The organism is Candidatus Hydrogenedentota bacterium (genome assembly GCA_035416745.1).
Lineage (GTDB): Bacteria > Hydrogenedentota > Hydrogenedentia > Hydrogenedentales > SLHB01 > UBA2224.
Genome location: DAOLNV010000047.1, coordinates 27,383 through 40,951, shown reverse-complemented (window position 1 = coordinate 40,951; position 13,569 = coordinate 27,383). Strand labels below are relative to the sequence as shown.

General features: G+C 59.4%; 8 protein-coding genes. 6 read left to right on the top strand and 2 right to left on the bottom strand.

All coding sequences use genetic code 11. The features are described 5' to 3' along the window. A partial coding sequence (locus tag PLJ71_14245; GenBank protein ID HQM49845.1) for a hypothetical protein occupies window positions 1-1,518 on the top strand: 1,518 nt, incomplete at its 5' end. After that, window positions 1,493-2,569: a uroporphyrinogen decarboxylase family protein gene (locus PLJ71_14240; protein ID HQM49844.1), complete on the top strand. Its 1,077-nt coding sequence runs from the start codon at window positions 1,493-1,495 to the stop codon at window positions 2,567-2,569. The genes PLJ71_14245 and PLJ71_14240, both read left to right, overlap by 26 nt. 93 nt (window positions 2,570-2,662) lie before the next feature. Here PLJ71_14240 and PLJ71_14235 read toward each other — a convergent pair whose 3' ends face one another. Together PLJ71_14235 and PLJ71_14230 are read right to left on the bottom strand one after the other, a co-directional pair. Beyond that, a complete protein-coding gene (locus tag PLJ71_14235) occupies window positions 2,663-3,604 on the bottom strand; it encodes a DUF1559 domain-containing protein (GenBank protein HQM49843.1) in 942 nt (313 codons plus the stop codon). Between the two features lie 337 nt (window positions 3,605-3,941). After that, entirely contained in the window at window positions 3,942-6,929 is a 2,988-nt protein-coding gene (locus tag PLJ71_14230) for a DUF1854 domain-containing protein (protein HQM49842.1), read from the bottom strand. Window positions 6,930-7,285: 356 nt separating this feature from the next. On the opposite strand from PLJ71_14230, the gene PLJ71_14225 reads away from it, so the two are divergent. From PLJ71_14225 to PLJ71_14210, 4 genes are all read left to right on the top strand, one after another. Continuing rightward, window positions 7,286-8,338: a Gfo/Idh/MocA family oxidoreductase gene (locus PLJ71_14225; protein ID HQM49841.1), complete on the top strand. Its 1,053-nt coding sequence runs from the start codon at window positions 7,286-7,288 to the stop codon at window positions 8,336-8,338. 107 nt (window positions 8,339-8,445) lie between these two features. Next, window positions 8,446-9,600 (top strand): peptidylprolyl isomerase, encoded by a 1,155-nt coding sequence (locus PLJ71_14220; GenBank protein HQM49840.1) that lies wholly within the window; start codon window positions 8,446-8,448, stop codon window positions 9,598-9,600. Between the two features lie 84 nt (window positions 9,601-9,684). Beyond that, complete coding sequence (locus PLJ71_14215; protein ID HQM49839.1) at window positions 9,685-10,953, top strand: Gfo/Idh/MocA family oxidoreductase; 1,269 nt, start codon at window positions 9,685-9,687, stop codon at window positions 10,951-10,953. A gap of 183 nt (window positions 10,954-11,136) precedes the next feature. Then, the gene (locus PLJ71_14210; GenBank protein HQM49838.1) at window positions 11,137-13,557 is read left to right on the top strand and encodes a hypothetical protein; all 2,421 of its coding nucleotides are present in this window, start codon (window positions 11,137-11,139) and stop codon (window positions 13,555-13,557) included. Window positions 13,558-13,569: the final 12 nt, after the last annotated feature.

Below are 13,569 nucleotides of genomic sequence, written 5' to 3'. Positions count from 1 at the left end.
CGGCTGCATCTGGAAGCATGGCTTGTGCTCGATCACCGGGTACGGTACGGGCAGGACAGCATTGTCAGTGGCCCCCATTCAGGCGGCCTGGTACTTCAAGCCATGCAGCAGTGGTTCGACTTGTTTGGATTGCCGGGCGCTGGGGCGCCGCCGCGGGACTGGGAAGAGGAGAAGGCGCTTTGCCGGGAAGCCTACTTGAGCTCGGTGTGGCACGAAAACCCGCCTGGCTGGAGTCATTGCCAGGGATGGAACAGCGAGCCGTCAGTCGGCCATGCAGTGCCGTTGATGCTGGACCTTGCTTCAGGCGTTGCGCCTAACGTCGTGACTGAAATCGAGCGACGGATAGATTTGGTTGCTCGCCGCGCTCTCGATGAAGTTGGCCCGCGCGGCTTATGGACCAGCGCCGGCTGCCATATCATGCGTGGCGAGTTTCCATTCATGTATGGCTACCTTCCCGACGCCCTCAAGGGTTTGAAAGAGAGCGCCTACAATCACCTGAATGCGCGCAAAGACGGGCTGTGGGTCTGGGAACCTGCGAGCGAGAAGCACGGCGCTCTCGGGCCGCCGGGCGGCCACACTCTCGGCCAGGCTGCATCGCCGGCGTTGCACGTGTTGCGCGCGGCGCGGCTTACAGGAGACCCGGCTCTTGCAGCACAGGCCCTCGATGCCATGAAACAGATGGAGCGCTACGAAGTGCCCCGTGGCGCGCAGATGTGGGAATGCCCTATGTATCAACCCGACATTCTGGCCGCCGGGTACGCGGTCCGGGCTTATTGCGAGGCCTACCGTCTCACGGGCGACCCGTCCCATCTCGAGCACGCGAGATATTGGGCCTGGACGGGCCTGCCGTTCATCTACATGTGGGGAATCGACGGCATCCCAACCATGAGTTACAACGTGATCTCGGTGATCGGTTCCACGTTCTACACCCACTCGTGGATCGGCCTCCCAGTTGTGTGGTGCGGGCTGGTGTATGCCTATGGCTTACAGGATCTCGCTGAGTTCGACGATTCTTTCAGCTGGGACGCCATTGCCGAAGGGATCCTCATGTCGGCGATGCGGCAGCAGTACACAGGGTGGCCCAGCGAAGGCTGTTACCCGGACTCGTGGAACATGGTTGAGAACCGCCCCAATCCGGCGGACATTAACCCCGAGAATATCCTCTTGAATGGCTTCCGTCTGCGAGGCCAATCGCCGGAGATCCGCTGTGTCAGAATTGACCGCGGCGGAGAACCGCCGGTGTTTCTGAATTCGCCCGCGACGATTGTGACCAACGACGCCCGGCTCGAGGAAAGACTTCTCCGGTTCACCTTGGGCGACATGTATGCCCCAGTTACCCACACGCTCGTGGCCCCCGTGGCCGAACCGCGTGCCGTCGACGGCGCCGGCGCCCGTGTCGCCAGTTCACAGGAACTGCAGACAGCCGAAACCGGATGGCTGTATGACGCGGAACTGCAAGCGGTGATACTGAAACACTCTTTGAGGGGAACCAATGTCACGTGCGAACTTCAGTGGTAACCAGGGTGGATTGATGGGACGGTACCGCAACGATCTTCTCCTGCGGGCGGCTCAAGGAGAACGGACCGAGCGGCCTCCCGTGTGGCTGATGCGTCAAGCCGGGAGAACGGACCCCGAGTACGTCAAGCTCAAGGACGAAGCCGGTCTGCCGCTCGAACGCCTGTTCCGCCAGCCCGAATGGGCTGCCCGCATCTCCCTCCTGCCCAGGCGCATCGGGGTGGATGCAATCATCTATTTTCAGGACATTCTGACACCGCTGGGACCCATGGGAGCGCCGTTCGTGTTTCGTCCGGGACCAATGCTCGAAACCCCATTGCGAGACACCGCGGACCTCGATGAGCTGCACACCTATGACGTGGCGGAGGAGCTGCCGTTCATTCCCGAGATCTTCCGGCTGGTGCGCAAGGAGCTGGGCGGAGCCATGCCCGTGCTGGGGTTCGCCGGAGCGCCATTCACGCTCGCGGCTTTCCTCCTCGAGGGAAAGAGCTTCGGGGACTCTGCGTCCGAGGCCGTCCGGTTTCTCTCGCGGCATCCTCGATCTGCTCATGCGTTGCTCGATAAACTTGCCAATGTAACGGTGGATTACCTGAAGTTGCAGATCGCCGCGGGGGCGGACGCGGTGCAGTTGTTCGAGTCGGCCGCCCCTGTGCTGAATGCCCAGCAGTACCGCGAGTTCGCATTGCCCTATCAGCAACGGGTCTTCGAGGCGCTGCGTGGGACCGTGCCCGCTATTGCGTTCGCGCGAGACATCCGGGACCTGCGCCTGCTGGATGCTTCCGGCGCCAATATCTTAAGCTTGCCCTCTTCCGTGACGATTGCCGAAGCCCGGCGAATCGTGGGGGAAGACCGGGTAGTGCAGGGCAATCTCGACAACGGACTGTTGGCCGAGGGGCCCCTCGAAACCATCACCGCGGCCGCCCGCGCGTGTATCGAGTCCGGAGAATGCCGCGGGCACATTTTTAATCTGAACCATGGCCTGCTACGGCATACCCCGTTCGAGCACGTGTGCCGCTTGATCCAGACGGTTTGCCAGTACAGGGCCGGGGACTAGCGAGCCAATAGGGACAATGCCAGGGCGCAATGCCAAACAAAGAAGGCGCGAGCGAGATACTCGCGCCTTCCGAATACCCGCCGGCACGCGTGGTTAGAACGCACTGCCGACCTCTTCGCTCTGGAGTATGGCCATCAGCGGGCTTACCGGCCATTTGCCCGGATAGCGGATGAATTCCACGTGGCCGTCCATGAAAAGGAAGTTGGCGCCGCCCGGCACATGGTTGAATTCCTGGCCGATGTCGGTGCTCACCCAGTCCCCCATGATCGGGAGGTTGCTCTGGGCCAGCGCGCTGCCCGCCGGATTGTTGATGTCCGTGATCAGGAAGCGCTCGATGCCTTCGCGCAGGCGCCAGATCGGCTCAGGCAGATCGGCGGTACCATCGGCCGTTCGCGTCACGTCATTGTCTCCGGCAATGGGGTCGTCAATTGCGCCGTACAAGGCTTCAAACATGGGCACAATGTCGGGATCGTTCGCGATAATCCATCCAATTGCGTCCATGACGCTCATCCCAACCAGGGCTCCGTCATCAATACCTGTCGTAATGCCTGGCCAGACTGTATTGTGCGCCAGGTAGAGATACGACGTGTACCGGTCATCTGCCTCGCACGGATAGAATTCGCCGATGGTCACGGGACAGGTGTTTCCTGCGCGATCACACCGAACTGTGGCGTATTTATCCGCCTCGACATAGACCGTCTTGACGTCGGTGCCCAGGGTGTTCGATGGGCAAAGCGTCACGGCGGCGTCAGTCAGGTATTCGGGATATACCACCATCAGGTCCATGGTGAAATTCCCTGAAGATTCGCCCGTTGGATTGCACGGCCAGCATTGATTCGGCGGGTACCTCTCGCCTTTAGACTCGTTTACGTACATCTTACATACGAGCCCAAGCTGCTTTAAGTTATTGGCGCAACTGGCGCGGCGCGCGGATTCGCGGGCGCGAGCCAACGCGGGCAACAGAATCGCAGCCAGGATGCCGATAATCGCAATTACTACCAGTAGTTCGATTAGAGTGAAACCCCTCTTTCGCATGGTCGTAGTCACTCCTTTCGGTTTGTATGCGTGCAGTGAAACCTCCACAATGCTTGGAAAGCTGATCATGATTGGGTAGTAGAGTCCCTCGCCGGTGTGTCCTCCCGATCCGTGAAAACTCCGCCTATTCGTAGTATATCATAGTTTTCTTATTTCGCAAGGAAGCCGTAGGCTGGTTTCCGGATTGCGATAAGCCATTGAGAATCAGTAGGTTATGCCGAAGCGGCTCCCCATCCTCTCAACTCTGACGACAGTTCCGGCGGGCGGAATGTCGCGCGCATAGCATCACACATATCAATGTAAGACCGTTCGCTGGATACGTGCCACGGCACGGCGGTCACGTCCAATAGACGTACTTGAAGAACAGGGCCTTGTCGGCCGGAGGGAGGGCATCGAGGTTTTCGATTTCGTACCGGTTGTTGTCGAGGTCGAAGATGATGCGTCCGTTGTTTCCCATTTCGATGACGGTTCGGCGTTCGTGATTCTTGGTCAGGAACTCCATTTCTCCCTTATCGGTTTCAACCTGCCATGTGAGGAAGCCGATGTCCTCTTTGATGGAGAGGATCTTGGAGATGTAATGGATGAAGTATCGTTTGGTCAGTTCGTGTCCGATGGCGAGGGTGGAACCCGGCGCCAGTTCTTTGAGCCGCCGAATCATGCCGATCTCTTTGTGTTCGAGGGCGGATTCGCCGATCCAGAGCGCGATGAATTCGCTCGGGCACGAGGTGGGGAAGCAGCGGTATGCGCGCACGTGGTCGTATACCTCGTCGCGATAGACGACACGCATGCCACCTTCGTCTTTGGAATACAGGTGGAGCTGTTTGGGGTCGAGATAGCGAATCCGGGGTACCGCCGGCCGTGGCCGCTCGGAGCTTCGTTCCTGCTGGGAGACGGGCGCGGGCGTTTCGCGCTTGATGGCTTCAGCCCGTTCAAGGTCCTCGGCCGCTTTCAGGTTGTCGACGCTGGTGGCGCGGTCGCTGGTCAGTTGTGCCTGGATCTCAACCAGTTTTTTGTAGATGCCGTTCTGTGCGAGGAGTTCTTCGTGCGTTCCCTGTTCGCGTATCAGTCCCTCTTCGAAGACCAGGATGCGGTCACAATTGCGCAGGGTGCTCAGACGGTGGGCGATGGCAATTGTTGTACGCCCGAGGCTCAGTGCTTCGAGGGCCTTCTGAATCTCGCGCTCGGCAATGGTGTCCACGCTCGACGTGGCTTCGTCGAGGATCAGGATGCGGGGATTGTGGAGCAGGGCGCGCGCAATGGCCACGCGCTGGCGTTCGCCGCCGGACAAACCGGACCCGTGCTCGCCCAGGCGCGTGTCGTAGCCATCGTGAATGCGCGTGATGAACATGTGCGCATTGGCAGCCAGGGCCGCATCAAGGATGCGTTCAGGGGCGACGCGCGGATTCCCGTAGGCGATATTCTCGGCAATTGTTCCGGGAAACAGGAATGGGTCTTGCGCGACCAGGCCCACTTGGCGGCGCAAACAGAGCTTCTTGATCTTCTGGATATCGATGTTGTCGATGGTGATCTGCCCTTCCTGGGGGTCGTAGAAGCGCATGATCAAATTGACCGTGGTTGACTTGCCGCTGCCGCTGTGGCCTACGATGCCCAGCATTTCGCCGGGATTCACGCGGAAACTGACGTCGTGCAGAATCGGGATGTGGGGGTCGTAGCCGAACGTGACTTCCCGGAACTGAATTGCTCCTTGGATCTCGATCTCGACCGCGTCCTCGGACTCCTCGATTTCAGGCGCTTCATCGAGCACTTCAAACACCCGGTGAGCCTGTGTCGTAAACGACGTGAACCACGTGGACATCTGGGTCAGGGCATTCAAGGGGGAGTAAAAGAGCGTCAGGTAGCCGAGGAACGCTAGAAGGGTGCCCAGGGTCAACTCTTCGGGGGCCGTCTGGATCAGCGCGGCGGATTGCGTAGCTGCTTGCGCGGCCTCCCGGGCCAGGCTGGCCGCGTGGGCGTCAATGATGGCCTTCCCGCCCAGGAGCCAGACAAAATAGCTGCCGAGTTGGAACAGCCAGCTGATAAAAGGGGTAAATCGGGCGGCGGACATGTTGACGCTCATGCCGGCGTCGCGGAAATTCGAACTGTAGCGGTCGAAACGCTTGGCTTCGCGGGCTTCCTGGGCGAAAGCTTTCACCACGCGCACTCCGTTCAGGCTGCCGTGGAGGATGTTTGCCAGACTCGAGCGCGAGGTCCAATACTTGCGCCACCGCGGGATAATGCGCTGATAGTAGACCGCCGTGAATATCATGACGAAGGGCGCGGGCATGACCGCCCAGAGCATGAGTTGCCAGTCGGTGGCGAGCATGATCGCCGCGACGCCGATCACCAGCAGGATCTGGTAGCCGAACCCCGACGTGAGCTGGTTGATAAATCCCTGAAGCACCTCGATGTCCTGGCTGCACCGGGTCATCAACTGTCCGACGGGGTGCGTGTCGTGGTACCGGACTGCCAGGTCTTCGAGTTTCACGAAGACCTCCTTCCGGAGATCGTAACCCAGGCGGTTGGCCAGCCATGCAGCGAGGCTCTCGCGTATCCACAATACGATGGCGCCTGAGAGCGTGGTCAGGGCGAGGGTCGCCACGACAAGGCACAGCATGCCAAGCTTCGAGGCTACCCCGAACGCTTCGGCGAAGATGCCCAGCCACCGGGGGACGGGCTGTTCCCCGAACACATTGTCCACGAGAACCCGGGTCAACTGTTGCGGCACCATCTGGATCAAAATGGTCATGACAACCAGTATCATGGCGATCGTGGCGTAAGGCCAATAGTCCCGCACGCGTGACAGGAACCGCAGAAACACCAGTCCCCGTTTGACGCATTTAGGGCAGATCCGCATGCGTTTCTCAGGTACCGGCCGCCCGCATTTCTGGCAGCGTCCTACCAGGACCTCTTCGTCTCCCTTCTCCATGGAGACCTGTTTTCCGGCGGAAAGGCTCTTCAGCAGCGAGGCGATCTTGTTGAATTTCTCGGCGTTGCGGTTTGAGAAGCGCGCGAGTTCCTCGAACACGTCATTGACCTTGATCTCAAGGAACCCGGAGCCCACGCGGGTGTCGGTCCGAACGGTTTCGACGTTCGCCAGTGCGACCTCCTTGAGCACCAGCGGCTCGCCGAATTCGTCGTCCAGCGCGAACACGAAGACGTGGGTTTTGGTCGCGACGACCCAGGATTCTGCGTATTCGCCGGCGATATCGAGGTCGGTTACGGCAGCAACAATGACGTCTTCCTGTGCGATGTTCCGATCCTGGAGTGTCTTGCGAATGGGAACCGGGGCAGGGCGGCGAATATGTGTTGTGTCGGGCTCAAGCATGACATAAAACCAAGCGAGTCAGTTGTTTGTGAGCGAAGTGACATGAGTTGTGCACAGGCGCGAGAACATGTGTTTTGCCAATACGGGGCAAGATGCTACTCCCAGGGTTTGGTGAAGTCAAGGCAAACGCATTCTCTTCCAAGGGTTTATCGCTGGCATCGTCTCGTGTGCGGTCGCATCGCGCGCGTTCCATCTGCTATGATACACGCGCTCGGCTGCGGGTTCCGTGATGCTCTCGCGCAGCGGGCGATGCGTTGTGGAAACCGTATCATGAGAGAAGTTTCCGCTAAACATTTACCACGAAACAGGCAGATAAGCGAATGACGGTGCTGGTTACGGACTAACAGAAGGTGGGGATGATAGACATGGCAGATTTGGGGTATGGCATTATCGGATGTGGCAACATTGCGCCCATGCATGCGGAGGCTATCCAGGCGATCGAAGGGGCGCGTCTGGTGGCTGTCTCGGATGTTGTTGAACAGAGCGCGCAGCGGTTAGCTGAGCGTTTCGGGGCCACCCCGTATACGGACTATCTTGAACTGTTGAAGCGTGAGGACGTACATGTTGTAAACCTTTGCATACCAAGCGGTTTGCGCGCCGAGGCCGGCATGGCATGCGCTCGGGCCGGCAAACATATCATCTCGGAAAAGCCTCTTGAGGTGAATACCGAGCGGATCGATGCGCTCCTTAAGGCGGTCGAAGAGGCCGGGGTAAAACTCGCGTGCATTTTCCAGAATCGTTTTGCGGACGGCTCGAGACTGGTCAGGAAAGCCCTCGACGAAGGGCGGTTCGGGAAGCTCGTACTTGGCGACGCGTATATCAAGTGGTACCGGTCAGACGAGTACTACAAGAGTGGAACGTGGCGGGGCACGCGGCGCTTGGACGGTGGCGGTTGCCTGATGAATCAGGGCATCCACCAGATTGACCTTCTGCTGTGGTTCTTCGGGCCGGTCAAAAGCGTCTTTGCGCGCACCAGTCTGGTGGGTCATAAAGGCCTCGAAGTCGAGGACCTCGCGTGTGCCATCCTTGAATTCGAGAATGGCTCGATGGGCGTAATCGAAGGCAGTACCGCGGTTTGGCCGGGTCACCCGGCGCGCCTCGAGGTGCACGGCGACCAGGGGAGCGCTATCCTGGAAGACGGCAACCTGCACTTCTGGAAATTCAAGAACGAGCGGCCCGAGGACGAGACGATCCGGTCGGAAATGCCCAAGGCCGCTGCGGGTGCAGGGGCCTCTGACCCCATGGCCAACGTCACGCACGAGGGCCATCGGCGTCAGATCGAAGATTTTACGCAAGCTGTGCGCGACAATCGGCCGCCGTTGATAGATGGCAAAGAAGGGCGGCGGGCTGTTGCTCTGATCGAAGCCATTTACCGTTCGGCCCAGAGCGGTAAGCCGGTTACCTTATAAGTAGGAGCGCCTGGGCTGGTGCTGTACAACGCAAAAAAGATATCGGCAAGTCCCCCGCAAATCCTTCCGGTATCGCAACGGTCCTGACCAGGACCAGGAGATAAATCATGCGGATACGGTTTGAAACGAAGTCGTGGATGCTGTCATTTGTACTTGGTGTTTCGTGCCTGGCTCTGTTCCTGCCGCTTCGGGCGTTCTCGGGAGAGACGGAGCCTCCCCCAGCGCCTGCGGCGGTAGAACAACAACCGCAAATCCCGCCCATTGTGGCCAAGGTCGAAGACGAGGTAATCACGGGTGAAGAGTTCCAGCAGGCCATGTTCAACGCCATGCGGATGAAGGCGGCCCAGTCGGCAAGAGACCCCAACCACGACCCGAATCAACCGCCGGAAGGACTCGACAGAGACGATGCGGAACGCGTATTGCAGTCCATGATTCGCAGCAAAGCCATATACGCGCTGGCCAAGAAGGCGGAAACCACGGTTTCTGACGAAGAAGTCAACGAGGCCTTCGAAAAGGCCAAAGCCCGTATACCGGCAGAGCAATTTGGAGAGATTCTCAAGGACCGGGGGATGACGGAAACCGATTTCAAGGGCAAGTTGCGCGAACAGCTTGTTTCACAGAAGTTCTTTGAAGAGAAGACGAAGGACGTTTCGGTTTCGGAAGAAGAGGTAAAGAAAGCTTACGAGGAACTGAAAGCGGCCGGGCGGATGGAGAAGCCCGAGACGGCCAATGTGTCGCACATCCTCATCCTCGCGCCGAAGGACGGCCCCGAAGAGGACGTGGCCAAGGCTAAGAAAGACATTGACGCAGCCCGCGAGCGCGTAGTGACGAAGAAGGAGGATTTCGCCGAGGTGGCGAAGGAGGTCTCGCAGGACAAGTCCTCCGCCCCGAGAGGCGGTCTATACGAGGATGTTCCCCGCGGGAGGATGGTGCCGGAATTCGAGCAGCGTATGTTTGAACTGCCTCTCGATGAGGTCAGTGAGCCGTTTCAGACCCAGTATGGATGGCATATCATGAAGGTGCACAGCCGCGAAGCAGCGGCCACCCTGACCTATGATGAAGTGAAAGACAACGTCCGCCGCGCCGCTGAGAACAAGGCGAAGGGCGATGCATTCCGCGAGTATCTCACAACCGCGCTCGACAGTCTCAAGATTGAAATCCTTCTGCCAAAGAAGGAAGAGGCGGCTGGGGCAACAGAAGCTCCTGTCGAGAAACCGAAAGCGTCAAGCGAAGAAACCGAGCTTCCGGAAGAACCCTCGTGAGGGGTTGAGAATCTCAGCAAGTTGACCGTATGCGCACGTGTGCCGCCGTGAAGCAGAATGGCTGCATCGTGAAAGGGGAGTGTTATGTCTGTCGGAGAATCCTTTGATGTAACTATTGTTGGCGGGGGCATGATCACCAATGATTTGCTGCTGCCGTCGATTTACCACTTGCAGCGGCTGGGTATGGTCGGCAGCGTAAGCATTTGCGCGCTGAACAACCGGCCGCTCAAGGCGCTGAAAGAAAGCCCGCAGCTCGAAGAGGCATTTCCTGGACAGGGTTTCACGCCGTATCCCGCCTTGGATGGCTCAGGCGACGAAGATGCGCCCAATCTCTACAAAGAGGTGATAGCCCGGATGCCGCGGCACAATGCGGTGGTAGTCGCCATGCCCGACCAGTTGCACTATCCGGTAGTGATGGAGGCCCTGACTCACAACCAGCATGTTCTATGCGTGAAACCCCTGGTGCTCAAGTATGCTCAGGCGGTCGAAATCGAGGAGTTGGCGCGCGAAAAGGGGCTTTTTGTCGGGGTCGAGTACCATAAGCGCTTCGACAGGCGCGCGCTCATCGCGCGGCGCCACTACGAACAAGGCCATTTCGGCGAGTTTGTGATGGGGGAAGCCAAACTGCTCGAGCCTTACCTGTACCGCTACTCGAACTTTCAGAATTGGTTCACTTGCGAGAACACCGACCCCTTCGTTTACATCGGTTGCCACTACGTGGACCTGACGTACTTCATTACGGACCTGAAGCCGGCGGGGGTCTCGGTGCACGGCGTGAAAGGCACTTTCCCCAATGGGAATGTGGGTTATATGTGGTCTCAGGCGCGGGTCGTATTCGAGAATGAGGCGGTGTTGTCGGTCATAAACGGCTTGGGGTACCCCGATGAGGGGGCGGGCCCCAACGAACAAGGGCTGGTCATTTACTGCGAGGGCGACGGGAAAACCGGCCTGTTCCAGCACAACGATCAATTTCGCGGGGTCAGCCACTCGTACATGCGCGGGATTGGCACGGGCGGAACCGTTTTCAATTACATCAACCCCGATTTCTTTCAACTGGGCCCGTGGGAAGGTTCGGGATACAAGCCTATGGGATACGGATTCGATTCCGTCGCGGCGAACCTGGGCGCAATTGGCCGAATACGCGCGGCGACGCGGGGTCTCGACGAAAACGCCGCGCTCGCGCGCCGGCGCGAAATCATTGCGGAGATCGATGCTAAACGCCTGATCGCCACGCCGGCGAACAGCAGCGTCAACGAATTGGTTACCGAAGCAGCCCGGATGTCGATACTCAACGGCGGGGATTTCGTCAAGATCGTGTATGACGGGTCACCCCACATCGAACCGAAAGGCTGAACCGTACGGAACACGGTGAGCGGTCGTAATACCACGAAAAGAAGACGCCGAATACAGCTGGCGGGGGCTCTCTGCGCGCTATGCATATTCGTCATAGCGCCGCTTTCCGTTTGCTTTGTTCATCGTCTGTGGCATGGGTACCCCGATGGCCCGGATTGGCTGCAGAGACATGTCGACGGCCGGGTGGCTCGAGCAATACCCGCCCAACGCCTTATCAGCCAGTCGATAGAAGCCCGCATACTGCCCGACACCGGCGAGCTTCATGCCGAGACCGTGCTCGAAGTCGAGAGCAGCGGTTCGGATATCAAGCAGGTTTACTTCCTGCTGAATCCCGGACTGAAGACGCTGTCGGCATCATGTGAAGGCAACCCTCTTTCCGTTTCCCGGCAAGGCGGGCTGGTTTGTGTGGCGTTGCCCGGGCAATTGAGAGCTGGTGAACGCGTTGAACTGGAGCTCGTGTACTCAGGTTCCGTTCAGAACACTTCGCTCGCAAGCGCACATATCAATGAGGCTGAGGTTTGGCTGCCCTGGCCGGCCTGTTGGCATCCCGTGGATTTCACCAGTTTTGCGCGTTTCGAGTGTGCAGTTGATATTCCTGGCGGCCTGTGCCTGGCAGGGGACGTGGAGGAGACGCCCAAGGGGAACGTTGGCTGGCGCAGTTACCGTATGAGCCCCGTGCAGGCGCGTATGGGCTTGCCCCTTGTGGCGGGCAACTACTCACGGCGCTCGGGTTCGTATGGAAATATTCCGTGGGAGATCTATTTCAGCCCTGGTCAAGAGGCCTCCGCCGACATCTACGAACCGGTTATACCGTCAGCGGAAGCGGCGCTGCGCACGCTGCTGGGCGAGAATCCCGGCGCCATCTGCGCAGTAGTCAGCGAGCATGTGGCGACGGCCACGTATCTTGGCAACGGGCTCGCGGCCGTGCCTTTCGACGCGCCGGGCGGCGCCGATGCGGCCACGGTGGCTGTCGCCACGGCGCTTGCCCACAGATGGTTTGGGGATTCCGTTTCGCCCTCCTGGTATCCTTCGCGGCCGGATGGCGGCGCATGGCTCCTGCAGGGACTGTCGGCCTATTCCGGATGGGCGGCGTTAAGAGAGCTCCGGGGACGCGCCGCAGCGCTGGAATTCATTGAGAAGCAGTTTCCCGCGCCTCTTTCGGAACCCTTGCGCACAGTCGGCGCCATGGATCTGGCGCGGCTCTCTTCTGCGTCAGCGGGAACGCTTGAGATCGACGGCGCCTTCATCGCGCGCTGGCTGGAAAGCACCGTAGGCCGCGAGGTTTACTGGGAGGCTGTCAGGGATGTGGTGCGCGTGCATGGCGGCAATGCCGTCACCCTGGACGCGTTTCGACACGCGCTAGAGCTGACATCGGAGAAAGACCTCGGGGAGTTTTTCCGGGTCTGGTTCGACCGTTCCGGCTTTTGCGATTATGAAGTGAGCGGCGTTGGAACGGATGACGGCAAGGTCCGGATTTCGGTCAAGAATGTCGGCGACATGCCGGCGCTTGAGGCGATAACGCTCGGCATTGTCACGGCCCAAGGGCTGGACCTGCACCGAGTCGAGCCCGGCGTCACCGGCGGCGTCTTTGTATTTGATGTGGGTGACGCGGTAAAAGGAGTGTGCCTGGACCCCTATTTCGAGATGCCCGACGTGCAGCGTGCCAATAACGTCTGGCCGCGGCGTGAGTGGCCCACATGTATTGCCGTAAGCCTCAACGGCGAATGTGCCGTCGGATTGGTCAAGCGATGGGAATCGGGCAAGGCGGAAGCCATCCGGGTTAGCCGTACGGCTCCGAAAGGGACGGAATACGTTCGGCTTCCGGAGCCTCTTGTGGAACCGTTGCTTTGGTCTCCTGCGGGAGACCGTCTGGCATTTGGGACGGGCCAGACGCATGTCTGGGAGGAAAACAAGGGCATAAAGGATGCTTTTGGCCGGCGGGCAAGCCAGCCTCTGGGATGGATAGATGAGCGCCTGCTGGCGAGGCTCGAGTTCAGCGACCGGGCCAGGTGGATCCTGGCGGCGCCTCCCTACGAAGCCTTTGTCACAATCGAAACACTTCAAAGACCTGTCCCTGGCTCCGTTGCCTGCCATGGTGACGAGGGCGTATGCGCCTTTGTTTCGGAAACTGACGGGAAAGGCCGGGTCATGTTTTCCACACCGAAAACCACTGAATGCGTTTATGAGAAGGCCGGTGTGGTGGGGGCGCCTGCTTTTCGGGGGCCGGAAACACTGCGTTTCCTGTTCGAAGAGGGCACGGTGATCGAGTGTTCGAAAACGCCCGGCGGATGGCAGGCGCGAAAACTAGTCGAGCTGGGATGCCCCATTTCGAAAGGGAAAATGTCTCTCGACGGTGCCTGGGCGGCCTGGGAACGTCCTCGGGGCCATCTCGTCTTCAGTGCGCTCGATCATTTCGAGCCGCGGCATGTCCGGCTGGACGGCGACTGCGTCGATTTTGACTGGCAAGGAAGCGACGCGCTCATCTGCCTGACACGCGAGAATGAATGGTCGTTGCCAGGCCGTTTCCACGCAGTCTTCCATGTCCTGCGGGTTGACGCCGTGACGGGGGAGATCACACCGCTTCCGAGGTTCTCCATCCAATGAGTGTTGCGCACC

Bases quoted from the DNA above. Each gene is read 5' to 3' on its own strand.
- PLJ71_14230 (HQM49842.1), bottom strand. From the start codon at position 6,929: ATGCTTGAGCCCGACACAACACATATTCGCCGCCCTGCCCCGGTTCCC.
- PLJ71_14225 (HQM49841.1), top strand. From the start codon at position 7,286: ATGATAGACATGGCAGATTTGGGGTATGGCATTATCGGATGTGGCAAC.
- PLJ71_14240 (HQM49844.1), top strand. From the start codon at position 1,493: ATGTCACGTGCGAACTTCAGTGGTAACCAGGGTGGATTGATGGGACGG.
- PLJ71_14235 (HQM49843.1), bottom strand. From the start codon at position 3,604: ATGCGAAAGAGGGGTTTCACTCTAATCGAACTACTGGTAGTAATTGCG.
- PLJ71_14215 (HQM49839.1), top strand. From the start codon at position 9,685: ATGTCTGTCGGAGAATCCTTTGATGTAACTATTGTTGGCGGGGGCATG.
- PLJ71_14220 (HQM49840.1), top strand. From the start codon at position 8,446: ATGCGGATACGGTTTGAAACGAAGTCGTGGATGCTGTCATTTGTACTT.